We start from the raw sequence: 25905 nt of genomic DNA, 5'->3' as shown, positions 1-25905 counted from the left end.
AATTAGATTTGCGAAGGCGACAATGAATCCAACGTTACACTACAACTGGTTCTCAAATATCCGCGGCGATATCCTCTCTGGCCTTGTTGTAGCACTTGCCCTGATCCCCGAGGCAATTGCATTCTCAATTATTGCAGGTGTTGACCCTAAAGTAGGCCTTTATGCCTCCTTCTGTATTGCCGTAGTCACAGCCTTTGCTGGCGGTCGCCCAGGTATGATCTCTGCCGCCACGGGAGCGATGGCGCTATTGATGGTCACACTGGTTAAAGAGCATGGCCTGCAATACCTTCTAGCAGCCACTCTATTAACTGGTCTATTCCAGATAATTGCTGGTTACCTACGACTCGGCTCATTGATGCGATTTGTATCGCGTTCGGTTGTTACAGGATTCGTCAACGCGCTCGCTATACTCATCTTTATGGCGCAGCTACCTGAGCTGATTGATGTCACCTGGCACGTATATGCTATGACAGCTGCTGGACTGGTTATCATCTACACCTTCCCGCTTCTGACAAACAAAATCCCATCACCGCTCGTATGTATTCTGCTCCTGACAGCAGTTTCAATGGCTTTGGGTTTAGATATCCGTACCGTAGGCGATATGGGTGAACTGCCAAGCGACCTACCATTTTTCCTATGGCCGGAGGTCCCTCTAAACCTTGAAACGCTTCTGATCATCCTTCCATATTCACTGCCATTGGCTGTGGTAGGTCTTCTAGAGTCTCTGATGACAGCAACCATCGTCGATGATCTAACCGACACCCCAAGCGATAAAAACCGTGAGTGTAAAGGCCAGGGCCTTGCAAACATCTTCGCTGGTCTATTTGGCGGTATGGCAGGTTGTGCAATGATTGGGCAGTCTGTGATTAACGTTAAGTCAGGTGGCCGCACACGCCTTTCAACACTGATTGCGGGTGTTGTACTGTTGATCTTGGTCGTATTCCTCGATGAGTGGGTATCTCAGATTCCAATGGCGGCTCTAGTTGCCGTGATGATCATGGTCTCAATCGGCACCTTCAGTTGGGAATCTATCTTCAATCTTCGTAAACACCCAATGTCGACCAATATAGTCATGCTCACCACCGTGGCTGTTGTAGTAGCGACCCATAACCTAGCGTTTGGTGTCTTTGCAGGTGTTCTACTTGCATCACTCTTCTTTGCTAACAAGGTTGGACAGTTCCTCTACATCGGCAAAGAGCAGGGTGAGGGTGAAAATCACACTCGCTACATCGTTGTCGGTCAGGTCTTCTTCAGCTCTAGTGATAAATTCACTGCTGCTTTTGATTTCAAAGAGGATGTCGACAAGGTGACGATCGATCTAAGTCGAGCCCATTTCTGGGACCTAACCGCTGTAGGCGCATTAGATAAGGTCATTTTGAAATTCCGTCGCGAAGGTATTAGCGTCGATACTCTAGGGCTAAACGAAGCGAGCGCCACCATCGTAGACCGATTTGCCGTACATGATAAACCCGACCAAATCGATGAACTGATGGGCCACTAAGGAGAAGCTAATGACTCAGGTTGTTGCATGTATTAATGGCATTGGTGAACGTGTTGAAGCTATTTGCGATACCAGTGCATGGGCAAGCAGAGCTCTACAAGCGCCACTCAAACTACTTCATGTTCTCGACAAGCGCGAGTACCCAACGAGCGAAGAGAGTGCGCCATTAAGCGGCACAATCGGTTTGGGAGCACGCGAAACCCTGCTTGAGCAGCTCGCTTCACTTGATGAGCAACGTGGTAAGCTTGCACGTGAACAGGGTCGTTTAATGCTTGCAGCGGCCCTCGAACGTGCACAGCAAGATGACGCCTTTGAGCCTACCACCTTACAGCGTCATGGCGACCTACTCTCGACACTAGCAGAGGAGCAAAACTCCACTCGGTTACTGGTACTGGGCAAAGGGTCACATGGTGATCCGCTTGGTGTTCATATTGAGCCAGTCATTCGCGCGCTGCACCGCCCTATCTTAGTGACAGACCGTGCACTCATCGCTCCTAAGAAATTCCTTATGGCTTACGATGGCAGCAGCACTGCACGCAAAGCGTTAGATATGGTCGCTAAAAGCCCTCTACTCAAAGGTGCTGAGTGTGAACTATTGATGGTTGGCCCTGCCACTTTCGATTTTAAGAAAGAGTTAGAAGCAGCTGAGAGATCACTGATTAATGCAGGCTTCAGCGTAAACACAACCCTCACGGCAGGTGATGTAGAAGAGGTTATTCTAGAGCGCGAAGCGGAAGTAGGCGCTGAACTTCTGGTCATGGGAGCATATGGCCACTCACGTATCAGACAGATGCTTGTAGGGAGTACAACCTCAACGCTGTTGCGCAAATCCCCAACCCCAATCTTACTACTGAGATAATCAAAACTAACTTTTGATAAATCAATCCCATACTCCGGGGTCAGAGTAGTCTATATAGACTACTCTGACCCCGGAGTAGAAAGTGTGGTATCGTGCGTCACCATTTTATGAAAGCAGGCTCTATGTCATTTGCAAATCTAGGTCTAAACGACCAACTGCTCCAAGCTCTTAGCGATAAAGGCTACCAACAACCGACTCCAATTCAATCAGAAGCGATTCCAGCAGTGCTTAGCGGCAAAGATGTAATGGCCGCCGCACAAACAGGCACAGGTAAAACTGCAAGCTTTGTACTGCCTATCCTGCAGATGTTAGAGAAAGGAAATAGGGTAAAGGCCAACTCTGTACGTGCCTTAGTTTTAACACCTACTCGAGAGCTTGCCGCACAGGTACAGGACAACGCTGAGTATTATGGAAAACACACACAGCTTAAAACAGCCGTAGTGTTTGGTGGTGTTAAGATTAATCCTCAGATGCAGAAACTTCGCTCAGGCGCAGACCTACTTGTCGCAACACCAGGGCGTCTGCTAGATCTATACAGCCAGAACGCGGTTCGCTTTGATCAGCTTGAAGTCTTAGTTCTTGATGAAGCTGACCGAATGCTCGATATGGGCTTTATTCGTGATATCCGTAAGATCCTAGCCCTGCTACCAAAACAGCGTCAGAACCTACTCTTCTCTGCCACCTTCTCAGCAGAGATTAAATCGCTAGCTAAAGAGTTTGTGAACAACCCCGTAGAAGTTTCAGTATCACCAGAGAACTCAACAGCCCACACTGTGGAGCAGTGGATCATTCCTGTCGATAAGAGCTCTAAGGTCAAGGCACTGATCCATCTCATTAAGTTAAACAACTGGTTTCAGGTTCTCGTCTTCAGCCGCACTAAACATGGTGCGAACAAGGTTGTGCAACTTTTAGAGAAAGCTGAAATCACAGCTGCCGCTATTCATGGCAACAAAAGCCAAGGGGCAAGAACACGAGCCCTTCAGCAGTTCAAGGATGGTGATATTCAAGTGCTAGTCGCTACTGATATTGCGGCACGCGGCATCGACATCAAAGAGCTCCCTCACGTTATCAACTTAGATCTTCCGCAGGTTGCAGAGGATTATGTACACCGAATTGGCCGCACTGGCCGTGCGGGAGCCATTGGTGAAGCGGTATCTCTGGTTTCGATTGATGAATTTGATCAGTTGAGAGCTATTGAGACTGTCATTCAACAGTTACTCGAGCGTCGCACACTGAAAGGATTTGAACCTAACAATCCAATTCCAGAAACAACTCTGCGCGCACCGAAAAAACCTAAGAAGCCAAAGAAACCGAAAGAGCATCAGGTTCAAGCTAATCAGCAGAACAGCTCTGGCAGAAACGATAGCCGCGGCAACTCAAGAAACAACCGCTCAAATCAGAATCGCCCTAGAAATGAAAAAGGGGCTAACTCCGCAGAGCGCCCCTCAGGTCAACAGCGTTTCAAGCGTAAACCACGCCCAAAAACTGCTGCGTCTGAATAAAGCCGTTACCCGACCTTCTCGCCTTTCGCCTGAAGGTCGGCATGGTATGAAGAGCGAACTAATGGGCCTGACGCCACATGGCTAAAGCCCAGCTCTTTGGCAATCCGTTCAAACTCTTTAAACTCTTCAGGTGTCACAAAGCGATCGACTGGCAAATGATCACGGCTTGGCTGTAGATACTGACCTATCGTAATCATGTTTACATCATGTGCACGGAGATCGTGCATCACTTCAATAATCTCTTCGTTGGTTTCACCCACGCCCACCATCAGACCTGATTTGGTACGAACTTCTGGACGCACGGCTTTGTAGCGTTTCAACAACTCAAGTGACCAAGCATAGTCTGCACCTGGACGTACTTTTTTGTAGAGACGAGGCACTGTCTCCAAATTGTGGTTGAAGACATCCGGTGGATTATCCTTAAGAATATCGATAGCGATATCCATACGACCACGGAAATCAGGTACTAGAGTTTCAATCTGTATGGTATCGCTGCGCTCTCGAGTTTCACGAATACAGTCTGCAAAGTGCTGAGCGCCACCATCACGAAGGTCATCACGATCGACTGACGTGATAACCACATATTTAAGTCCCATGTCGGTAATCGCTTCAGCAAGCTCACGCGGCTCATCTGGGGACAACGCGTTTGGCCGACCGTGGGCAACATCACAGAATGGACAGCGACGGGTACAGATATCACCCATGATCATGAAGGTTGCCGTACCGTGGCTAAAACACTCGCCAAGATTTGGGCAGCTCGCCTCCTCACAGACACTTGCTAGCTTGTGGTGGCGTAACTTCTCTTTGATACGTTTAACTTCAGCATTATTACCCATACGGACGCGCAGCCATTCTGGCTTACGTGGCATATCCTCTTTTTCTGTTGGGATAACCTTGATAGGAATACGCGCTACCTTTTCAGCACCGCGTAACTTTACGCCCTGCTCGGCAACACCTTTCACTGTTTTTGTGCTCTCAGACATCTTCACTCCCATCCTTGAGTGCTTTGCCACTGCTTGTAGCCCACAGCCTCTGCAAGGTATTTCACCAAGGCTGGAGCTACCGATTCAACGGTAGCGGCTTTATCAAATTCGTTTAACTGGGTCATTTCAAGACCCGCATACCCACAGGGGTTAATTCGTAAAAAAGGGTTTAAATCCATATCTACATTGAGTGCTAAACCGTGGAAACTACAGCCACGTCTTACGCGCAAACCCAACGAGCAGATTTTTCGACCAGCAACATAGACGCCAGGTGCATCTGCTTTAGGGGCTGAATCGACTTGATGATCTGCAAGAACTGACACAACGCTCTGTTCCATAAGGGTTACTAAATCCCTCACACCGAGACTGTTGCGTTTCAGATCCAGCAAAAGATAGATCACTAGCTGCCCCGGTCCGTGATAGGTAACCTGGCCGCCCCTATCAACCTGAACAACCGGAATATCACCGGTATTGATGAGGTGTTCAGCCTTACCAGCCTGACCTTGGGTAAATACAGGTTCATGCTCTAGAACCCATATCTCATCACAGCTGTCAGCAGTACGATTGTTGGTAAACGCTTGCATCTTTTCAAACGCATGGGCATAGGGCTGCTGCCCTAGATACCGAACAATCAAAGGTAGTTCTGAAGGCACTAGATCACCATTTTAACGCGGCCCGATGCCTTCAGGTCGGTATGAAGCTGCGCTAACTGCTCTTCGCTTGTGGCTGTAATCAACACTCTGACAGAGGTAAAGCGTCCTTTACTACTCGGCTTTACCTCAACTTTCGACTCATCAAGTTCAGGGTCATAAATCTTTGCTGTCGCCACGACAAACTCTTTGTAATCAGGTGCGCTATCGCCAACGACCATGATTTTGTAGTTTGGACAGGGAAACTCAATTTTTGGTGGTTCTTGATTCATACGAGTGTAACTCCCTTAACCAAACATACTGTTGAAGAAGAGCACAATCGAGTGCCAAATCGATTTTAACAGTCCCGCTTCGGGAACAGCAGACAGTGCAACCAGTGGTTCACGACGTAACTCTTTGCCATCCAAAGATACTGACAAATAACCCAGCACCTGACCTGCTTCAATAGGCCCCTCTAAGACTGGTGGCAGATCTAAGTTTGCTGCCAATTTATCCTCAGAACCGCGAGGGATTGTCATCGACAGATCACTCGTCAAACCAATACCTACAGTGTCCACCTCACCCTTCCAAACCTGTGGACGGTTCAACTCCTGACCAGCTGCGTACATTGGGAAGTTACGGAAGAAACGAAAACCGTAAGCAAGCAGCGTTTGGCTCTCTTGAGCACGAGCATTATCTGAGGTGGTACCAAGCACAACAGCGATCAGACGCATCCCTTCTCGCTGAGCAGAGGAAACCAGACAGAAGCCAGCTTCATTGGTGTGACCTGTTTTAATACCATCAACCGTTGGGTCGCGCCAAAGTAGACGGTTACGATTTGGCTGTTTGATATCGTTATAGGTGAAGTACTTCTCACTATAGATTTTGTACTGTTCAGGAAAATCCTGAATCAGCGCACGCCCAATCAAGGCCAAATCACGTGGCGAAGAGTAGTGTCCTTCCGCAGGTAGACCCGTAGCATTCATGAAGTGAGTATTCTTAAGACCTAAACGCTCTGCATGCTGATTCATCAACTCTGCAAATGCCTCTTCGCTGCCGGCAACATACTCTGCCAATGCAACCGATGCATCATTACCTGACTGGATAATGACACCGCGCAGAAGGTCTTCAAGGCGAACTTGGGTACCCTCACGTACAAACATACGCGAACCCTCTGTTTTCCATGCTTTAACGCTAATTGGCACCATATCATCCATACCAATATTACCCGCAGCTACCTCATGCTCTACGATGTAACTGGTCATCATCTTGGTGAGACTGGCTGGTGCAAACTGGCCATCTGCTCCTGATTCAGCCACAACTTCACCTGAAGCGGCATCCATCAATACATATGCTGAAGCAGCCAGTTGAGGGGGTGCTGGAATCACGGCTGCCTTTACTGAAAAGGCAAGGATCGCAAGAAGGGATATGAGATATGGACGAATATTAGTAAGCATTACGACTCTTTTTTAAACTAAAAATTAATTAAGCGATTTTATCAGGATTGGCTTCGAATAGCCCAATGACTCGATACGTTCTATCAAAATTTCTGGTGAGATACCTGCTGATAGCGGACCGACAACTACTCGATGAAGTGTAAGGTCAGCTCGCTCTAGCTTTTGGATAGTCGTCTCAACTCCTTCAAGTTCAGCAAGCTTAGCTTGAACTGCCAGGGCTGAGTTCTCATTACTAAAGGCCCCGATTTGGAGATAGCTTCCGGTAGAGATAGCTGGAGCATCAACTAAGCTAGAAGACAGTTTAGCTGGCGTATTATCAACATTCGAGTGTTCAGCAAACCCAGTAGCATCAATACCTTCAACCCGCACACGACCTGTTCCACGCTGGAGGATATCAAGACGTGAAGCAGCCGCGTAACTTAGATCGATGAGTCGATCGTCATGAAATGGGCCTCGATCGTTGACTCGAACGATCACCGATTTGCCATTATCTAGGTTTGTCACTTTAGCAAAACTGGGTATCGGCAGTGACTTATGAGCAGCAGACATTTTGTAGATATCATAAATCTCACCGTTCGAGGTTTTGTGACCATGGAACTTTAAGCCATACCAACTAGCCGTGCCCTCTGCGCTGTAGCCGACGTGAGTATTCAGTACAGAATACTGTTTCCCCCAAACCTCATAGGTTGAGCGGTTACCACCGCGGCTGTAGGGGATATCAACTGGCGTAGCATCAGGGACAGCTGATACATCAGGTGGTGTCTCAGGGGCAAAATCTTGTCTAACAGTATATCGACCGCCAGCCGTCTCTTTATCCCAATCAGAAAGAGTCGAACAGCCCGTCATAGCAACAAGCGTAGTGACCAACAGTGCTTTATGTAGCATCGAAATCAAATCAGCTCCCCTTATTGATCTCAGTGCGAATCAGTTTACTCAGCTCGTAAACTGCATTGGCATAAAGGCGACTGTGATTGTATCGAGTAATCACATAGAAGTTATGCAAACCAAACAGATACTCATCACCCTGTTCACTTTTCATCAACATCAAAGTGGCCAGTTGCTCTTTATCAATCGGATCGTTGGTCACTACACCGCGCCCAGCCCAATCAGCAAGTGTAAATTCTGGCTTTAGATTCTGGTTTACCCACTCCTCTTTAGGCCAATCACCGATGAGGACAGAAGCGACAACCGGCTCACCTGCTTTCCAACCATGTTTAGCAAAGTAGTTGGCAACACTTCCAATAGCATCGGTAGGGTTTGACCAGATGTCTCGCTTGCCATCACCATCAAAATCGACAGCATATGATAGGTAACTTGATGGGATAAATTGACCATATCCCATAGCGCCAGCGTATGAACCTTTCAGCGTACCGGGAGCAACCTCCTCTTGACGTGTTAAGCGGAAATAGTCTGCTAACTGACCTCGGAAAAACTCAGCGCGTTTAGGGTAATCAAATCCAAGCGTTGCAAGAGCATCAAGAACACGATAGCTACCTGTGACGCGACCAAAGCGAGTCTCGACCCCCATAATAGCTAGAATAATTTCAGGAGGAACGCCAAAGGTCTCCTCTGCACGCTCAAGAGTAGCTCTATTCTCTTTCCAGAACTCAACAGCCTGATTAACGCGACGCTGTTCAATAAAAATCCCTCGATACCCGCCCCAGTCTAAGCGTTTTTCAGCAGGTCTACTGATCGCTTTCAGAATGCTCTCCTGACGGCGAGCTTGAGACAGGGTTTCTAAGATATAGGCCTCATCAAAGCCTTCGGCGGTCAACTCTTCAATCAGCAACTTAGCATCAGGATGGTTTTCATACCCAGCGAGAGCCACAGAGGAAGAAGCCACTAGCGTGGTACCTAATATGAGATGCTTCAATAGACTTAACACACTTACTCTCCTAATACTCATCGACGCAACATGGGTCGGTGAGTTTGAATTGACATCAATATGCCGAAACCAGCCATCAAGGTCACTATAGATGTTCCACCATAACTTACCATGGGTAGAGGAACACCGACCACCGGCAGGATGCCGCTAACCATGCCTATATTTACAAATACATAGACAAAGAAGGTTAAAGTGACACTAGCTGCTAGCATACGTGAGAAACTGTCAGGGGCCTTAACTGCGATCACAAGACCTCGCCCAATGATCAATAGGTAGAGTGCCAACAGCACAATAATCCCTGTCATGCCTAACTCTTCACCAATAACTGCAACGATAAAGTCAGTATGTGATTCAGGTAGGAAATCGAGTTGCGACTGGGTACCTGCCATAAATCCCTTACCGGAGAGGCCGCCTGACCCTATCGCAGTTTTCGATTGAATGATGTTCCATCCGGACCCTAAAGGATCACTCTCTGGATCTAAGAAGGTGAGTACACGCTGCTTTTGATAATCCTTCATAATCATCCAAAGCCCTGGAAGTGAAGCTGCAGCAACACCACAGGCTAAAAAGATCCAGCGCCAGTAGATACCTGAAAAGAGCAACACAAACACACCAGATGCCCCTATAAGAAGAGAAGTACCTAAATCCGGCTGCTTCATAATTAAAGCGAAGGGAACCGCGATCAAAATCAAACTGATGGCGATCTGCTTTAGCGAGGGGGGGAGTGCATAGCGTGCTAGATATCCAGCAATCATTATCGGTAGAACCAGCTTGAGTATTTCCGAGGGTTGAAACCTAAACCCGGGCAGCGGCAGCCAACGTTGAGCACCCTTAGCTCCGACACCAACGACAAGTACTGCAATAAGCAGCAATACGCCAAGGAGATAGAGCCAAGGACCTATACGCATAATTGTTCGTGGGGGAAATTGCGCGATGAAGGCCATAACAACAAAACCTGTTGCCATACGAGCCATCTGCCTCTCAACATAGCCAATATCTTGTCCGGAGGCGCTGTAGAGAATCACCAAGCCCGCAGAACAGAGCGCCAGCAACATAAGCAGTAGCGACAGATCTAAATGGGTGTAGCTCCACCAGGAGTTCTCTCGTCGAATCCCTTGATGAGAACTGACAGTGCGTGAGAAGTCATTGAATCTACTCATCAATCATCTCCAAGCTCACTCTCGTAATCACCCAACAACCAAGCATCCATCACCTCACGCGCAACAGGCGCTGCAGCTCTAGAGCCACCCTCCCCATTCTCAACAATGACAGCAACAGCAATTTTAGGGTCGTCGTAAGGAGCAAATGCAACAAACAACGCATGGTCACGTTGACGCTCAAGTAGCGCATCAGAGTCATACTCTGCATCTTGAGCGATACCAACAACCTGAGCAGTACCCGTTTTACCTGCCATCTTATACTGTGCACCAGCGCCGGCTTTTCGGGCAGTACCGTAAGAGGAGTTCACCACATCAACCATGCCCTGAATCACTTTTTCAAAATATTCAGGATGGTTCAACTCAACATTGGGCGGCGTTGCTTTTTGCTGCAGCTCTTCCATTAGAGTTTGCTGTTCAGGAGTTACGCCATTCTCTGCGATGAAACTGCGAATCATTTGTGGTCTAACCCACTTACCTCGGTTAGCTAGCACCGCAGTTGCCGTAGCTAACTGCAGAGGGGTCGCAACCATAAAACCCTGTCCGATACTTAGGTTAAGTGAATCACCTGGGTACCATGGCTGTTTTTCACGCGCCTGCTTCCAATCTCTTGATGGCAGTATCGCTTTCGAGGCCTCAGGTAGATCAAGTGAGGTCACCTCACCAAATCCAAAACGGCCTAGGTAGTCCGAATAGACGTCGATACTGGTTTTGCTGGCGGTATCGTAAAACCAAACGTCACATGACTCAGCTAGTGCGTGGTTTAGATCAACACGTCCGTGACCACCTTTTTTCCAATCTCGGTATTTACGCCCACCATCTGTCAGTTGGTAGAAACCAGGGTCCCAAACTTTATGATCGACAGATACACTCTCACTATCAATAGATGCTAACGCAGTAAAAGGTTTGAGAGTCGAACCAGGGGGATACATACCACGAATTGCTCGGTTGTATAGGGGCAGGTCCGGGTTGTCTTGCAGTGACTTGTAGTCTTTAAACGAGATGCCCGTTACAAACTCATTAGGATCATAAGAGGGGTTACTTACCAGCGCCAAAATCTCGCCCGTTTTCGGTTCGATGGCAACGACAGCCGCGCGCTTATTCTTAATCAGCGTGCCCGTAAACTGCTGCAGTTTAAGATCTAGGCTGAGTTGAATATCAACGCCTGGGACGGGATCTTGCTGTTCCAATACACGCATAACGCGCCCACGCACGTTAGTTTCAACCTTCTGCAGACCCACCTGGCCATGCAATAGCGGCTCATAATAACGCTCAACACCTAACTTACCGATGTAGTTTGTCGCCGCATAGTTTTCAGGATCAACGGAACGAAGCTCACGCTCATTTATTCGCCCAACATACCCCAAAGCATGCACAAGTGAATCAGCTTTTGGATAGTGTCGTACTAGATCAGCCTCAATCTGAGCACCCGGCAAACGGTATAAGTTAACCGACAACTGAGCAATCTGCTCTTCGGTTAGGCGCGCTTTTAAGGCAACGGTAGTATGTGGACGACGACGCTGATTGAGCCGTTTTTTAAAACTCTCAATCTCATCATTAGAGAGTTCAACAATCGTACCAATCTCAGCAAGCAGAAGGTCTAGATCTTCAACCTCCTCCTTGAGGAGCGTCAAACTGAAGTTCGGCCGGTTATCGGCAAGAATTTCACCGTTACGATCGTAAATAAGACCACGACGTGGCGCGACAGGTTGAAGCTGAATACGGTTATTCTCTGACATCAGCTTGAAGCGATCGTGCTCTACAACCTGCAGATAGTAGATACGTGAAATCAGAACGCCCATCAACACCAATACAAATAGAAAGGCGATGATAGCTCGACTCAGGAAAAATCGATTCTCCTGTTTATAGTCGTTGAAGCGATTCTGTTTCATTAAATTTGATCTAGCCTCAGCTTACTTGTGATAAGGGTGACCTTGGAGTAGCGTCCAAGCACGGTAGATCTGTTCTGCTAGAATAATTCTTACCAACGGGTGTGGCAAAGTGAGTGCTGAAAGAGACCAGCGCTGATCAGCGGCAGCAATACAGCGAGGATCTAGACCATCAGGCCCACCGACCAGCAGCGTAATGTTTGAACCACCCATTCGCCAATCTTCCGCTTGCTCTGCCAGCTTTTCAGTTGACCAGTTTTTGCCATCAACGCAGAGCGCAATAATACGATCGCCCTTTGGAATCGCCGCCAGCATTGCGTCGCCTTCAGAACGCATCGCCCTGCTGATATCCGCACCCTTGCCGCGATGACCAGGCTGGAGCTCAACAAGCTCCAACTGGAAATCACTAGGCAGGCGCTTGCAGTACTCTTGGAAGCCATCAGTTACCCACTTAGGCATTTTGGTTCCAACGGCAAGCAGCCTAATACGCATAATTAAGCGTCCAACTCCGGTGACCAGAGGCGTTCGATATCATAGAAGCTGCGGGCATCCGGCATCATCACATGAACAATGACGCTACCAAGGTCAACAAGTACCCAGTCACCAACCTGCTCACCCTCTACACCCATAGGCTGAAGGCCACTCGCTTTTGCTTTTTCAACAACTTCTTGAGCTGCTGATGAGACCTGGCGCTTAGAGGTACCGCTGGCCACAATCATGTAATCAGTGACTGATGAACGGCCACGAACATCCAGTACAACTATCTCTTTCGCTTTCATATTGTCGAGTGCATCTTGCACCAACGCGATCAATTGATCATCTTGCATCAAAGGTTTTCTATCCTTCTTTGAAACCGTAAAGTTTCTCTAGTTTAATAAATTCCCACACTGATTCAGGCAAAAGAAATCTTGGGTTTTGCCCTTTTACAATGAGGGATCTAATTTGAGTTGCAGAAACACCCAAAGGGGTTAACTGGTGAAACACCACACTTCCTGAGGGGGTTAATTTAAGCTCATCTTTGAACTCAGTAACTCGAGGTCCAACCTCTTCTTTGAGTTCTGAATTCATCTCTGGGGAGTAACCTGGTCTAGCCACCACTAAGAGGTGAGCCAAACCAAAAAGCTCCTGCCAACGATGCCAGCTTGTGAGATGCATAAATGCATCCATCCCCATAACCAAAACGACGGGGCGCGACGGCCCAACCTTTTGGCGAATTTTTTCAAGTGTTACTACTGTGTATGAGGCACTCTCAGAGTTCACCTCAATATCGTCAGCAACTAAACAGTCATCATACTCTGTTGCCAACGAAACCATCGCCAAGCGCTGCTGGGCGCTCGCCTGAGTTCCAACTCGATGCACAGGGTCACCCGAAGGGACCAACCTAACTTCAGGAACCTGTAACCAATCCCCCAACTCAATCGCGGTTCTTAGATGCCCTATATGAATAGGATCAAAGGTACCGCCAAAGATAACAACGGGGGCTTTAGTCATTAACGACGAACCTGACCTTCACCAAACACGATATATTTCTGTGAAGTAAGCCCCTCAAGACCTACCGGGCCACGTGCATGAATCTTATCTGTGGAGATACCGATCTCAGCACCCAGACCATACTCAAAACCGTCTGCAAAGCGCGTTGATGCATTGATCATCACTGAGCTTGAATCAACTTCACGTAGGAACTGGCGCGATAGCGTGTAGTTTTCAGTCACGATGGCATCCGTGTGGTGCGAGCCATAGTGGTTGATGTGTTCGATAGCTTCATCGATTCCAGAGACAACCTTAATCGACAGAATTGGCGCAAGATACTCAGTTGCCCAATCCTCTTCGGTCGCTGCTTTAGCGGATGGTATAAGCACACAGGTTTTTTCACAGCCACGCAGCTCAACACCTGCTTGGTTGTATGCAACCAACAGCTCTTTGAGCACTTCCTGCGCGACAGTTTCATGAACCAACAGAGTCTCCATCGTGTTACAGGTTCCGTAGCGGTGGGTTTTCGCATTAATAGCGATGTTTACAGCTTTACCTAAATCGGCTTCCGCATCGATGTATACATGACAGATGCCATCTAGGTGCTTAATAACAGGAACACGTGCATCGTTAGCGATTCGCTCAATCAGACCTTTACCACCGCGCGGCACGATAACGTCTACAAACTCCGGCATCGTAATAAGCTGGCCAACCGCTTCACGATCAGTCGTTTCAACTACCTGAACAACTTCAGCAGGGAGACCTGCAGCTTCAAGTCCAACCGCAATTGTTTTAGCGATGGCTTGATTAGAGTGAATTGCTTCAGAACCACCACGCAAAATAGTGGCATTACCCGATTTTAAACAGAGGCTTGCCGCTTCCATGGTCACATTCGGACGTGATTCATAAATAATCCCGATAACACCAAGAGGAACACGCATTTTACCTAGCTGAATACCAGATGGCATAAATCGCATATCAGAGATGTCGCCGACTGGATCAGGAAGCGCTGCAACCTGACGCAGACCTTCAATCATTCCATCGATACGAGCGGGAGTCAGTGCCAAACGATCCAACATAGCATCATCTAAACCACGCTCCTTACCTGCAGCAAGATCTATCTGATTGGCCGCTTCGACAGCAGCACGCGAGGCATCCAAAGCGTCAGCCATTGCAAGCAGCGCACGGTTTTTAACCTCGGTTGAAGCGCGAGCGATAACGCGTGATGCTTGGCGGGCATTAGCACCCATTTTTTGCATGTATTCAGCTACATTCATGTCGCAATAACTCTAATTAAATCTAAGCCGCTCATTATAGCCTGAAGAGTCACTTTATCTCACGTTCTGAAGGTGATTTTTAGCGCCTTTTTAAAATTAAAAATCTTATTATTTAGATCTATGCAAAGTCATGGCTTTGGAGGATATTACGCTTTTATTCAAATAAGTTTGGAACAGCCAAATGCAGAGATACGCAATCGCAATTCTGACCCTAAGTTCAGCGTTCATAAGCCACCAAACTATTGCTGCAGGCAGACCCGCTCCTGCAGTCACAACCTACGAAGTAAAGGCCCAACAGCTTGATACACACTTCTATACCAGTGGCATTCTAAAATCAGAAAAAGCCACACAAATAAGAACTGATGTAGCAGGCAAAGTGACGGAAATTCTCTTCTCTGCCGGGCAAAAGGTATCAAAAGGCGACACTCTTGCTCGTCTCGATAAACGTGAAGCCTCTGCACTACTCGCCAAACTAGAAGCGCAACTTGCTCTGGCAAAACAGCAACTTCAACGCCAAGAACAGCTAATAAAAAACCGCGCTGCGTCGATGGAGCAGCGTGACATTCGCCTAGCTGAGGTCGCTGGATTAGAGGCCTCTATCGCCATTGCTAAAATCGATATAGAGAAACTAGAGATTAAATCACCATTCACAGGCCACATCGGCTCAAGCGCAGTTGTGGTTGGCGAGTGGTTAAATTCCAACTCAACTATCGCAACGTTGGATGCAACAGATACGCTGACCCTGAGCTTTGCGGTTCCAGAAAAGCACCTCGCCGCGATTCACTCTGGATCTGAGGTCTCACTATCGAGCGTTGCCTGGCCGGACAAACTATTCACCGGAAACATTAACTACATCGGTACACGTATTAATCAAGATCGAGGCACCATCGATATTGAGGCTGCAATCGACAATCGCGAGCAACTGCTTCGCCCAGGCATGAGCGTAAAGGTGTCACTCGCAATTACGAAAAATGAAAACGCACTACTTGTGCCCGCTCGTAGCATCACCTACCAGGGCGACAAAGCGACCGTCATGCGAATAGACGCCGAGGGAAAAGCGAAACCAGCAGTTGTCTCGATTGGTACAGAGCTTGAGGAGTGGATTGAAGTCACAAAAGGACTGAACGCTGGCGATAAAATTATCGATCGCGGGCGCCTTAAAGCAAAGCCGAACCAACCGGTTAAGGAGCTTGGCGGCAAAGGGTCTAAATCATGATCCTAAGTGAAGTGTCAGTTCGCCGCCCCGTTTTTGCGGCGGTTATCAGTCTATTACTTGTGGTGTTTGGTATTTTAGCCTGGCTAAACCTGCCGCTTCGTGAATACCCAGACGTATCAAGACCACAAATCAACGTATCCACTTCATATACGGGTGCAGCGCCTGAGGTGGTTGAGTTGAGGGTTACATCACCTATCGAAGATCGTTTAAGCGGTATTGAAGGGGTTCGATTCATTGAATCTACAAGTGCTCGCAACCTCTCACGCATCACAATCACTTTCGATACAAGCCGCAGTCTAGATGATGCTGCAAATGATGTCCGAGAAGCGGTGGCACGTGCCGCACGTAATTTGCCTGATGATGCAGCCACACCACTTGTTTCTAAAAGCGGCCTACGCGGAGATATGATTCTCTATATCATCGCAAGCTCAAGCAAAATGAACGGTGTAGAGCTTACCGACTATGCAGAGCGCACACTTAAAGAACGCATGGAACGGGTCGATGGAGTGAGTGCAGTATCGATCTTAGGTGCACGCGATTATGTCCTGCGTGTCGAGTTAGATCCCGATCGTTTAAATGCATTAAACCTTACCCCCACCGAGGTTGTTAACGCCCTTAAACGGGAGAACCTTGAGTTGCGTGGTGGTGAATTAAGTGGTCCACAACGCACACTGCAGATACAGATTCCACGCAGTTACAACCAGATTGCTGACTTTAACTCTCTGGTAATCCGCCAAGCGCCAGGTCCGTTAGTCCGCCTATCCGATGTAGCCAATATCTTTACTGGCCCACAGGACACCGATGAGATGTTCCGCGCAGATGGTGAAGAGGTTATCGCGATCGGTATTGAGCCAATATCAACTGCAAACCCATTAACTGTCATTGACGCTGTAAAGCGTGAGGTAGAGCAGTTCCGTCCGTTTCTTCCGGAGGGGACTGACCTAAGAACTTCCTACGACATCTCTGTGTTCATCAAGAGTGCCATCTCTGAGGTCTACTCAACACTCGCGATTGCCGCAGTGCTTGTAGTACTTGTGATCTGGGCATTCCTAGGGGACTTTAAAGCGACTCTAATTCCTGCAGTGACTGTTCCTATCTCTCTCATTGCAGCATGTACCGCTGTATTGGCCTTTGGCTTTTCGATAAACCTACTCACCCTTTTAGCGATGGTGCTTGCAGTCGGCCTAGTGGTCGATGACACCATTGTGGTGGTTGAGAATATTCACCGTCATCTCAACAAAGGAAAGCCCGCTCTATTGGCTGCTTGGGATGGTATTCGTGAGGTTGGATTTGCTGTCATCGCTACCACCCTAGTTCTTGTAGCGACTTTCGTTCCGATCGTTTTCCTACCAGGAACTATTGGGCAGTTTTTCAGGGAGTACGCGCTTACATTAACAGCAGCCGTAATATTCTCTAGCGTTGTGGCGCTGACACTTGGCCCTGTACTCAGTGCCAAACTGCTCCACAGACACGACAAAAATCACCCTGAAGCTGGGTTGGCACGCCTACTCCATCCAGTCGAAAACTTCTATGGGCGCTTCCTTAAAAGAGCACTCAATCATCGCTGGCTGGCTGTTGTCATCATCGCGGGTGCTTTTGGTGGCATCTACTACTCAATGCAGTTCCTGCCACGCACATTGATGCCGACAGAAGATAGGGGATCTATTTTCGTATTGGTTAAGGGGCAAGAGGGTGCCAGTGCAAAAAGCATGCAAAGCGCCATGCTTCAGGTTGAGAAGCGCATTCAGCCTTGGCTAGAGGCAAACGGAGTTGAAAGCACCCTGCTGCGCACACCTGGCTTTGGCACTAATGGCGACAACTCAGGCTTTATGATCTTGACCCTAAAACCCTGGGATCAACGCTCTGTTCATGCGTCAGAACTGGTTGGCGATCTTCGTAAGCAGTTTGGCGGAATTCCAGATGTAAACGTTGTACCTATTCTTCGCTCTGCTCTTCGTGTGGGTTCGAGAACTCCCGTGCAGTTTGTAGTGGGTGGCGGCAGTTATGAGCAGATGGAGCAGTGGACTGAAGCGATTATTGCAAAAGCTGAGGAGAATCCCGGATTAACTGATTTGGATATCGATTTCAGACGCAACCAGCCACAGATTCGAGCCGAATTTGATCGTGAGCGTGCTGCAGCATTGGGCGTTTCGGCACAATCACTAGGCGCCACACTTGAGCTGATGCTGGGTGGTTCAACTGTTACCCAATTTATGGAGCGTGGCCGCCAATATGATGTATGGGTGCAAGGGCAATCTGACCAGCTATCCCGTATTGAACAACTTTCTCGTTTGACTGTTCGTTCAAGCACAACCGGCGAACTCATCCCTCTCGACAACATCGTATCGTTTAAAACTGTGGGCGAAGCACCACGTCTTCCCCACTACAACCGGACCCGTGCCATCACAATCGAAGCGGGGCTCGCTAAAGGCTATACCCTTGGTGAAGCGATCGATTATCTAGATAAAATCGCGGCCGAGGTGCTTCCACCTGAAGCGGTTATCGACTACCAAGGTGAATCACTGGACTATAAAACTGACAGCAGCTCAATTGAGATGGTATTCCTTTTTGCCCTCCTAGTTGTTTTCCTTGTCTTAGCTGCACAGTTTGAGAGCTTCGTTAACCCGTTTATCGTGATGCTAACAGTCCCACTTGGAATCTTAGGTGGACTCTTAGGGCTTCTCTACATGGGTGAGGCGCTAACTATATATGCACAACTCGCTTTGATCATGCTGATAGGCCTGGGGGCTAAAAACGGCATTTTAATTGTCGAGTTTGCTAACCAGTTGCGAGACCGAGGCGAAAGCTTCGATGACGCAGTCATTGACGCATCTGTTCGCCGCTTACGCCCAATATTGATGACTGCACTGACAACCATACTGGGCGCACTTCCGCTGATAATGGCATCAGGAGCCGGTGCTGAAAGTCGTCAGGCGATTGGTATCGTAGTTTTCTCTGGTGTAACGCTGGTCACTTTTTTAACTCTCATTGTGACGCCTCTCACCTACAACCTACTCGCTCGCAACGCTGGGTCACCAGAAAGGGTATCGAGAGAGCTTGAGGCACAAATGGAGCAAGCAAAAGAAACTGATTAAAAAACAGCTGAAAGATCGCCCGATCAGACCTGCGCTGGTATGATTGGGCGATAATTTTTAATCGACTGGATACTCAATCGATGTTTGAGCGGTTCTCTAAACATCCTTCCCCACTTAGATGGTACCAACGCCCTGCACTTGCTGCGGTAGCTGCGCTCGGCCTATTGCTAACTATTACCCTAGCTGGTTCCTATCTGTTAGCTAAGCGCGCAGCTTTAATTGATGCTCAAAAGCAGGCAGCTATTTGGACCAACAGCGCTTCGGTGCTAGTGACACCTCTAATTCTTTCTAAAGATCTTGTCAGTTTGAACTTCGTCACCAATCAGATCGCAGACGACCCCTTTGTTGCAGGTATTCAGATAACCGACCAACACAAGATGCGCATAGCTGCAGCGGGAAAAACTGAGGGTGTCCATGCTGCCTATAAAATTGCACCTAATGGCGAAGAGATCGCACAGCTTGAGGTATGGATAGATCCAAAACCTGTCCAACAACAACTTAACTACCAAACTGTTTTAATGGTTGCAGGCACCCTAGTTGCCCTGCTCTTCTCAATACTCATCTACAGACGCCAAACACAACTTCTACCCGATGAAGATCAGTATGACGAAGAGTACGAACAAGACGACGAACATACTCGAGACGAGCTCGATCTAGATAGCGAGAATGACGAGTCATTTGATGAAAACGAGTTACCAAGCGGAGAGCTAGATGACGACGCTATTGATGACGAATCAGATGATGACATTGATGAGAACGAACACTTAGGCGATCCAAGTGAGGATGAGTCCGAAGAGTATGAAGAAGAGATCGATGATCGAGACAATGTAGCTGAAGAGCCACACATCGATCTTGGCTCAGCGTATGATGAATACCCTGCAAAATCTTTTGAAGATGAGCACTATTCAGATGATGAAGCGGAGCCAATAGCACCAGATCTAGATGCTATTGATGATACCCCTCCTTGGGAAGATCTAGCGCAACCAGAAGAGACTCAACGGTCAGAGATAGAGTCTGTGCTAGAGAATGGCGAACAGGCAATCGATGAAGATGTGGATGAAGAGCAGATCCCCACAATCAAAATGGCAGTTAACACCCAGGCTGATGATGAAGTCGACATTGTCGATCTTCTGAAGCCTGAGCGTCGCGAGCCAACCATACCTCGATTTACTCCAAGCAAGCCGACTGATCTCAATGAGCGACGTGAGCCACGCTTTGAGACAGTTGATATCGACGCAATTCACCGCCGTGCAAGAAAGCTACCGATCATCACCGAAGAGCAGCTCGATCTTTACACGATCGAACAGGAGCTAGATTTAGTTCTACCAGCTCATGAAGCGGGTTACCTTGTATTGATTGATGCGACCAGTCCAAATTCCGGTATCGTCTCCTTTGAGCTTGCACAACAGATCAGAAGGACCTATCGAACGCTCGCCAACTCAGTGGCCAATATCTATGGTGGTGAGGTTGAATCCCTAGGTGAAGATATTCAGATTCTCTTTACTGAGGCACGTGAAGATGATGAACATGGAGTCAATGCAATCTGTGCTGCCATGCTCTTTGCCTCATTGGTACGCTCATACAACCGCAGCAGAGCAGCGCAACAAGTCCCAATTCTAGAGGTACACACCGCAATAGTGCGTGGCCAAGTAAATCGCTTAGATCGCACTTCTGATGAAGCTCGCTTCCTAACTCGCTCAACCAAGAGCGATCGTCTAATCAGCCATACAGCTCTGACAGAGGTACCAGACCTGAAAGCCTCAGTACTAGAAGAGGGCGAGATTAAGCGTGAAGATGAGGATAAGGTACTCATTATGGGCCTAGGTAAGAGCTATCAAGAACTACTCGATAAACAGGCTCGATACCTACTAGCTAAACTTGCTCAACAGGCGCAACAGCAGTAGTTCTCAGATAAAACAGCTCTAGAGACAGCGAACAAATAACGTCAAAAAAAAAAGGAGCCTAGGCTCCTTTTTACGTTTTCGGATTATCTGTTTCAGTTAAGTATCATTACTCCACTGTTAACGAACTAACTCGCTGATATCCTCTTGGCAGTTTGTTACCACGGCGACCACGCTCGCCTTTGTAGTGCTCTAGATCTGCCAACGACATCTTCAAGTACTGTTTGCCTGCATGAACAAGCAGAGATTGCCCTTCAGTTAGGACAGCAACAGCAACCATCAACTCTTCACGAGACTGTGCGCGAGCAGATGGAATATTGATAATCTTGTTCCCCTTACCTCTTGCCAATTCAGGCAGCTCAGAGACAGGGAATACAAGCAGTCGACCTTCGGTTGTTACTGCAGCGATGAGGCCATTCGCAGCATCACTAATTGGCGTTGGGGCTACGACATTGGCACCCTTAGGAAGACTGAGTACTGCCTTACCATTCTTAGTTTTACTGGTCAGATCACCAAATTTAGCAACAAAACCATAACCGGCATCAGAAGCTAGCAACACTTGATCTGCATCCTTACCACCAGTAAGCGCCTCGATAGAAGCGCCTTTCTGCAACGATATACTGCCTGTGACAGGTTCACCCTGACCACGAGCTGACGGCAGATTATGCGTCTCTAAGGTGTAACCTCGACCTTCGCTATCTAACAGGATAGTCGGTTGATTCATTCTGCCAGCAAAGGCTAGTTTGAACCCGTCACCCGCTTTATAACTCAGACCCGCAGGATCGATATCGTGACCTTTCGCGGCACGAATCCAACCCTGTTTAGAGAGAACAACAGTGACTGGATCAGAGGTAAGTAGCTCTTTCTCACTGAATGCCTGCGACTCCTGACGCTCAACAATTGGTGAGCGGCGATCATCACCAAACTCAGCAGCAGCCTCTTCAATCTCCTCTTTAATGAGATTTCGCATCAGCTCGTCAGAACCCAGAATTGCTTCAAGTTTCTGGCGCTCTTCGTCGAGCTCAGACTGCTCACTACGAATCTGAAACTCTTCAAGCTTCGCTAAATGACGAAGTTTAAGATCTAGGATTGCATCAGCCTGAACAGGCGAGAGGCCAAACCGACTCATCAGCTCCTGCTTAGGCTCATCCTCGTTACGAATGATCGCAATCACCTCATCGATATTGAGGTAGGCGATAATCAAACCTTCGAGAATGTGTAAACGATCAAGAACCTTTTGCAAACGGTGTTCAAGACGACGACGCACGACCTGTGTTCGCCAGGTGAGCCACTCGGTCAGAATCTGACGTAGATCTTTAACCTGAGGACGACCATCGATACCGATCATATTAAAGTTAACGCGGTAACTTCTCTCCAAATCAGTCGTGGCAAAAAGGTGTGCCATGAGCTGTTCAACATCAATACGATTAGAACGAGGCACGATAACCAGGCGAGTTGGATTTTCGTGATCAGACTCATCACGAAGATCACTCACCATAGGTAACTTCTTCTGCTGCATCTGAGCTGCAATTTGCTCAAGTACTTTTGCACCAGAGACCTGGTAAGGCAGTGCCGTTATAACAACTTCACCATCTTCCATTTCATAGATTGCACGGGCTTTGACAGAACCACGACCCGTTTCATATATCTTCTTAAGGTCTTCTGTTGCTGTAATAATCTCTGCTGCTGTTGGGAAATCTGGGCCTTTAACCTTTTGGAAGAGTCGAGCCACGCTCGCATCCGGATTATCCAATAGGTAGATACACGCCTTAGCGACCTCTTTAAGGTTATGCGGCAGAATGTCAGTCGCCATACCAACAGCAATACCGGTCGAGCCGTTAAGAAGCACGTTTGGAAGGCGCGCTGGTAGCACTTCAGGCTCATCCATGGTGCCATCAAAGTTAGGCACCCAATTAACAGTCCCTTGCCCAAGCTCCTTAAGCAGAACCTCAGCATATTTCGAGAGCCTTGATTCGGTATAACGCATAGCAGCGAATGACTTAGGATCATCAGGCGAACCCCAGTTACCCTGCCCATCTACAAGCGGATAGCGATAGCTAAACGGCTGGGCCATCAACACCATCGCTTCATAACAAGCCGAATCACCGTGTGGATGGAACTTACCTAGTACGTCACCGACAGTACGAGCAGATTTTTTATACTTGGCGGATGCCTTTAAACCAAGCTCAGACATCGCATAGACAATACGACGTTGAACGGGCTTCATACCATCACCCAGGTGAGGCAGTGCACGATCAAGGATGACGTACATTGAGTAGTCTAGATACGCTTTCTCAGTAAATGTCTTGAGCGGTAGCGTCTCTATGTTATCGTCGATTAGATTTTCCATCTAAAAGCTTTCCTAATACCGATAGATCAGAGAAGTATGCCAGCTTAAAAAGTGTGATGCATCTTAGAATAGCTCCATAGCTCTGCATATTGCGTAAAAAATGAGAAATTAAATAGAGTCAGTATTTGAGAACCACCGTGAAGCTACGAAAGAAAATATTCAGCCTACTATTTCTGTTCCAAATTTTAATTCACTCTTCGACATCACTAGCCCGTGAACAACAGTCGATCATCCCCAATTTTGAGAGTTCAACTACGTTGGCAGGGAAGATATGGGACCTAAACAATCGCCACTTCATAACCGAGGAGGTATTAGTTTCTGTAATAGCTAAAAGTGATTGGGTCCTCTTAGGAGAGAATCACGAGAATGAAGAGCACCACGCTATCGAGCAGAATCTAATAGAGGCGATTTCAGATGCAAAAAAGCTAGGCAATGTAGCCTTAGAGATGGCAAATCAGAAGCAACAAGATGTACTCGATAATCACCTTAACAATCAGGAGGTTACTAAAGAGGCGCTGAATTGGAGTAGCGGCTGGCCATGGGATTGGTATGGAGAACTGGTTAAAACTGCACTAGCAGAGGCACAACGCGTTATAGCTACAGATCTCACAAGAGATCAGCAGATGCAAGCCTACATGGATAGTGAGATAGAGTTACCAACCGGCCCTTACCGTGAATTTATGGATGCTATTCTGTACGAGAGCCACTGTGGCAAGTTACCCAAATCACAGCTATCGAATATGCTCCGTGTCCAGATAGCACGCGATAAAGCGATGCATAGTGCCTTGATAAACAACCGCACCAACAAGCTAGATGTATTCATAGCTGGGACTATGCATACGCGCTACGACACAGGGATACCCCTACTAGGCGAGTTAAATAGTAAAACAATTCTGATGGTGAGCGCTGGACCAGAGATGGATCCAGGGAAATATATACCTGAGAGCTATCAAGATAATCCGATTGCAGACTACATCATCTTTACACCTGAGACCGAGCCTGTTGATCATTGTGGGAAGATTTGAGAGTAAATAAATCGAGCGTAATTAGAATGCAGATGACAGGCTGAATGCCTGTTATCGCCACGGATGGCGTGTATGCTGGAAATACAGAAGCAATATTTGAGCCACTGGTGTATGAACCTAGCAACGGTGCGATCGTGACTGGATTTATCCTGTCAACCGCTGGAGCCATTTGCAGAGATTGCCTACTTCGCACGGACGTAGGAGCGCATTCAGCGTAGCTGAAGCCGCGATCACCGCGCAGCGGTGTTTGTGTTTTGGACAGGTGCCGAGTTTATCTTACGGAGTGGGCAATGACCTACAATGATCAGAACCGTTGGTTCTGACCCTACGGGCGTTGGCATAGCCAACGTCCAAACCTGCTCTTGCAGAGCATCGGTTTGTCACATGGACCCGTTGTAGTGCAGAGTGGGGCATTGCCCATGATAAACAAAAAACCCCAGGACCTTTCGGTACTGGGGTTCTTTGTTTATTAGGTGCCTGGCAATGACCTACTCTCACATGGGGAAACCCCACACTACCATCGGCGATGACACGTTTCACGACTGAGTTCGGGATGGGATCAGGTGGTTCCATGTCTCTATTGTCACCAGGCAAAACTGGTTGGTTACCGCTTTCACGTTAACCTTGAAACTGTAATCAATTGTCTGTATCGATCATACAAGCTACAACCGGATCGATCTGATCTTGCGATCTTACGTTACCATTCAGCTGTTCATCTGATGTTATGCACTCAGACAGCTTTGGCGTTATATGGTCAAGCCTCACGAGCAATTAGTACTGGTTAGCTCAACGCCTCACAACGCTTACACACCCAGCCTATCAACGTCCTAGTCTTGAACGGCTCTTTAGGGGGCTCAAGGCCCCAGTGAGATCTCATCTTGAAGGAGGCTTCCCGCTTAGATGCTTTCAGCGGTTATCCCGTCCGAACGTAGCTACCCGGCAATGCTTCTGGCGAAACAACCGGAACACCAGAGGTTCGTTCACTCCGGTCCTCTCGTACTAGGAGCAACTCTTCTCAAATCTCAAACGCCCACGGCAGATAGGGACCGAACTGTCTCACGACGTTCTAAACCCAGCTCGCGTACCACTTTAAATGGCGAACAGCCATACCCTTGGGACCGGCTTCAGCCCCAGGATGTGATGAGCCGACATCGAGGTGCCAAACACCGCCGTCGATGTGAACTCTTGGGCGGTATCAGCCTGTTATCCCCGGAGTACCTTTTATCCGTTGAGCGATGGCCCTTCCATACAGAACCACCGGATCACTAGAACCTACTTTCGTACCTGCTCCACGTGTCTGTGTCGCAGTCAAGCACCCTTATACTCTTGCGCTCATTGCATGATTTCCGACCATGCTGAGGGTACCTTCGTGCTCCTCCGTTACTCTTTGGGAGGAGACCGCCCCAGTCAAACTACCCACCACACACTGTCCTCGATCCGGATTACGGACCAGAGTTAGAACCTCAACATTACCAGGCTGGTATTTCAAGATTGGCTCCACTCGAACTGGCGTCCAAGTTTCAAAGCCTCCCAGCTATCCTACACAAGTAAGGTCAAAGTCCAGTGTGAAGCTATAGTAAAGGTTCACGGGGTCTTTCCGTCTAGCCGCGGGTACGCTGCATCTTCACAGCGAGTTCAATTTCACTGAGTCTCGGGTGGAGACAGTGTGGCCATCGTTACGCCATTCGTGCAGGTCGGAACTTACCCGA

General features: G+C 48.1%; 20 protein-coding genes and 2 rRNA genes (1 of these 22 cut by a window edge). 7 read left to right on the top strand and 15 right to left on the bottom strand.

Going from position 1 to position 25905, the window contains the following annotated elements:
* Positions 1-22: 22 nt before the first annotated feature.
* The 3 genes from HH196_RS00125 (at position 23) to HH196_RS00115 (ending at position 3862) form a co-directional block, all read left to right on the top strand.
* Positions 23-1501 carry a SulP family inorganic anion transporter gene (locus tag HH196_RS00125; RefSeq protein WP_169450098.1) on the top strand — a complete coding sequence of 493 codons (1479 nt, stop codon included), beginning with the start codon at positions 23-25 and terminating at the stop codon, positions 1499-1501.
* 10 nt (positions 1502-1511) lie between these two features.
* Positions 1512-2360, top strand: a complete 849-nt coding sequence (locus tag HH196_RS00120; protein ID WP_169450097.1) for a universal stress protein — start codon at positions 1512-1514, stop codon at positions 2358-2360.
* 122 nt (positions 2361-2482) lie between these two features.
* On the top strand, positions 2483-3862 hold the full coding sequence (locus HH196_RS00115; protein WP_169450096.1) for a DEAD/DEAH box helicase: 1380 nt from the start codon (positions 2483-2485) through the stop codon (positions 3860-3862).
* Between the two features lie 5 nt (positions 3863-3867).
* Here the strand turns inward: HH196_RS00115 and lipA are convergent, their stop codons facing one another.
* The 12 genes from lipA to HH196_RS00055 all read right to left on the bottom strand — a co-directional run bounded on the left by lipA (position 3868) and on the right by HH196_RS00055 (position 14609).
* Positions 3868-4845: a lipoyl synthase gene (gene lipA, locus HH196_RS00110; protein ID WP_169450095.1), complete on the bottom strand. Its 978-nt coding sequence runs from the start codon at positions 4843-4845 to the stop codon at positions 3868-3870.
* A 2-nt stretch (positions 4846-4847) separates the two neighbouring features.
* Positions 4848-5429, bottom strand: coding sequence for a lipoyl(octanoyl) transferase LipB (gene lipB / locus HH196_RS00105; protein WP_248276904.1), 582 nt, complete (start codon positions 5427-5429; stop codon positions 4848-4850).
* A gap of 68 nt (positions 5430-5497) precedes the next feature.
* The gene (locus tag HH196_RS00100; RefSeq protein WP_169450093.1) at positions 5498-5767 is read right to left on the bottom strand and encodes a YbeD family protein; all 270 of its coding nucleotides are present in this window, start codon (positions 5765-5767) and stop codon (positions 5498-5500) included.
* A 15-nt stretch (positions 5768-5782) separates the two neighbouring features.
* Positions 5783-6931 (bottom strand): D-alanyl-D-alanine carboxypeptidase family protein, encoded by a 1149-nt coding sequence (locus HH196_RS00095; protein WP_169450092.1) that lies wholly within the window; start codon positions 6929-6931, stop codon positions 5783-5785.
* 24 nt (positions 6932-6955) lie between these two features.
* Positions 6956-7816 carry a septal ring lytic transglycosylase RlpA family protein gene (locus tag HH196_RS00090; protein WP_169450091.1) on the bottom strand — a complete coding sequence of 287 codons (861 nt, stop codon included), beginning with the start codon at positions 7814-7816 and terminating at the stop codon, positions 6956-6958.
* A 10-nt stretch (positions 7817-7826) separates the two neighbouring features.
* The gene (gene mltB / locus HH196_RS00085) at positions 7827-8774 is read right to left on the bottom strand and encodes a lytic murein transglycosylase B (RefSeq protein ID WP_248276861.1); all 948 of its coding nucleotides are present in this window, start codon (positions 8772-8774) and stop codon (positions 7827-7829) included.
* A 59-nt stretch (positions 8775-8833) separates the two neighbouring features.
* Positions 8834-9976 (bottom strand): rod shape-determining protein RodA, encoded by a 1143-nt coding sequence (gene rodA / locus HH196_RS00080; protein WP_169450089.1) that lies wholly within the window; start codon positions 9974-9976, stop codon positions 8834-8836.
* Positions 9976-11865, bottom strand: a complete 1890-nt coding sequence (gene mrdA / locus HH196_RS00075; protein ID WP_169450088.1) for a penicillin-binding protein 2 — start codon at positions 11863-11865, stop codon at positions 9976-9978. The genes rodA and mrdA overlap by 1 nt, the downstream gene beginning before the upstream one ends.
* 21 nt (positions 11866-11886) lie before the next feature.
* Positions 11887-12354: a 23S rRNA (pseudouridine(1915)-N(3))-methyltransferase RlmH gene (gene rlmH / locus HH196_RS00070; RefSeq protein ID WP_169450087.1), complete on the bottom strand. Its 468-nt coding sequence runs from the start codon at positions 12352-12354 to the stop codon at positions 11887-11889.
* A gap of 2 nt (positions 12355-12356) precedes the next feature.
* Positions 12357-12689 (bottom strand): ribosome silencing factor, encoded by a 333-nt coding sequence (gene rsfS, locus HH196_RS00065; RefSeq protein ID WP_169450086.1) that lies wholly within the window; start codon positions 12687-12689, stop codon positions 12357-12359.
* A gap of 10 nt (positions 12690-12699) precedes the next feature.
* Positions 12700-13353: a nicotinate-nucleotide adenylyltransferase gene (gene nadD / locus HH196_RS00060; RefSeq protein WP_169450085.1), complete on the bottom strand. Its 654-nt coding sequence runs from the start codon at positions 13351-13353 to the stop codon at positions 12700-12702.
* Positions 13353-14609 carry a glutamate-5-semialdehyde dehydrogenase gene (locus HH196_RS00055; protein WP_169450084.1) on the bottom strand — a complete coding sequence of 419 codons (1257 nt, stop codon included), beginning with the start codon at positions 14607-14609 and terminating at the stop codon, positions 13353-13355. Before HH196_RS00055 ends, nadD begins: the two co-directional genes overlap by 1 nt.
* Positions 14610-14790: 181 nt before the next feature.
* Between HH196_RS00055 and HH196_RS00050 the strand changes: the two genes are divergently transcribed.
* From HH196_RS00050 to HH196_RS00040, 3 genes are all read left to right on the top strand, one after another.
* Positions 14791-15825 (top strand): efflux RND transporter periplasmic adaptor subunit, encoded by a 1035-nt coding sequence (locus HH196_RS00050; RefSeq protein WP_169450083.1) that lies wholly within the window; start codon positions 14791-14793, stop codon positions 15823-15825.
* A complete protein-coding gene (locus HH196_RS00045; protein ID WP_169450082.1) occupies positions 15822-18920 on the top strand; it encodes an efflux RND transporter permease subunit in 3099 nt (1032 codons plus the stop codon). The genes HH196_RS00050 and HH196_RS00045 overlap by 4 nt, the downstream gene beginning before the upstream one ends.
* An 80-nt stretch (positions 18921-19000) precedes the next feature.
* Complete coding sequence (locus HH196_RS00040) at positions 19001-20824, top strand: hypothetical protein (protein ID WP_169450081.1); 1824 nt, start codon at positions 19001-19003, stop codon at positions 20822-20824.
* A 106-nt stretch (positions 20825-20930) separates the two neighbouring features.
* Here the strand turns inward: HH196_RS00040 and parC are convergent, their stop codons facing one another.
* Positions 20931-23171 (bottom strand): DNA topoisomerase IV subunit A, encoded by a 2241-nt coding sequence (gene parC, locus HH196_RS00035; protein WP_169450080.1) that lies wholly within the window; start codon positions 23169-23171, stop codon positions 20931-20933.
* 137 nt (positions 23172-23308) lie between these two features.
* Between parC and HH196_RS00030 the strand changes: the two genes are divergently transcribed.
* A complete protein-coding gene (locus tag HH196_RS00030; RefSeq protein WP_169450079.1) occupies positions 23309-24196 on the top strand; it encodes a ChaN family lipoprotein in 888 nt (295 codons plus the stop codon).
* 475 nt (positions 24197-24671) lie between these two features.
* On the opposite strand, the gene rrf is transcribed toward HH196_RS00030, so the two are convergent.
* Positions 24672-24787, bottom strand: a 5S ribosomal RNA gene (gene rrf, locus HH196_RS00025).
* Positions 24788-24946: 159 nt separating this feature from the next.
* Positions 24947-25905 (bottom strand): 23S ribosomal RNA (locus HH196_RS00020) (it continues 1928 nt past the right edge of the window).

Source organism: Marinobacterium sp. LSUCC0821 (assembly GCF_012848475.1).
GTDB lineage: Bacteria > Pseudomonadota > Gammaproteobacteria > Pseudomonadales > Balneatricaceae > Marinobacterium_E.
The sequence above is the reverse complement of the archived record's forward strand: the minus strand, read 5'-3'. Positions and strand labels throughout refer to the sequence as shown.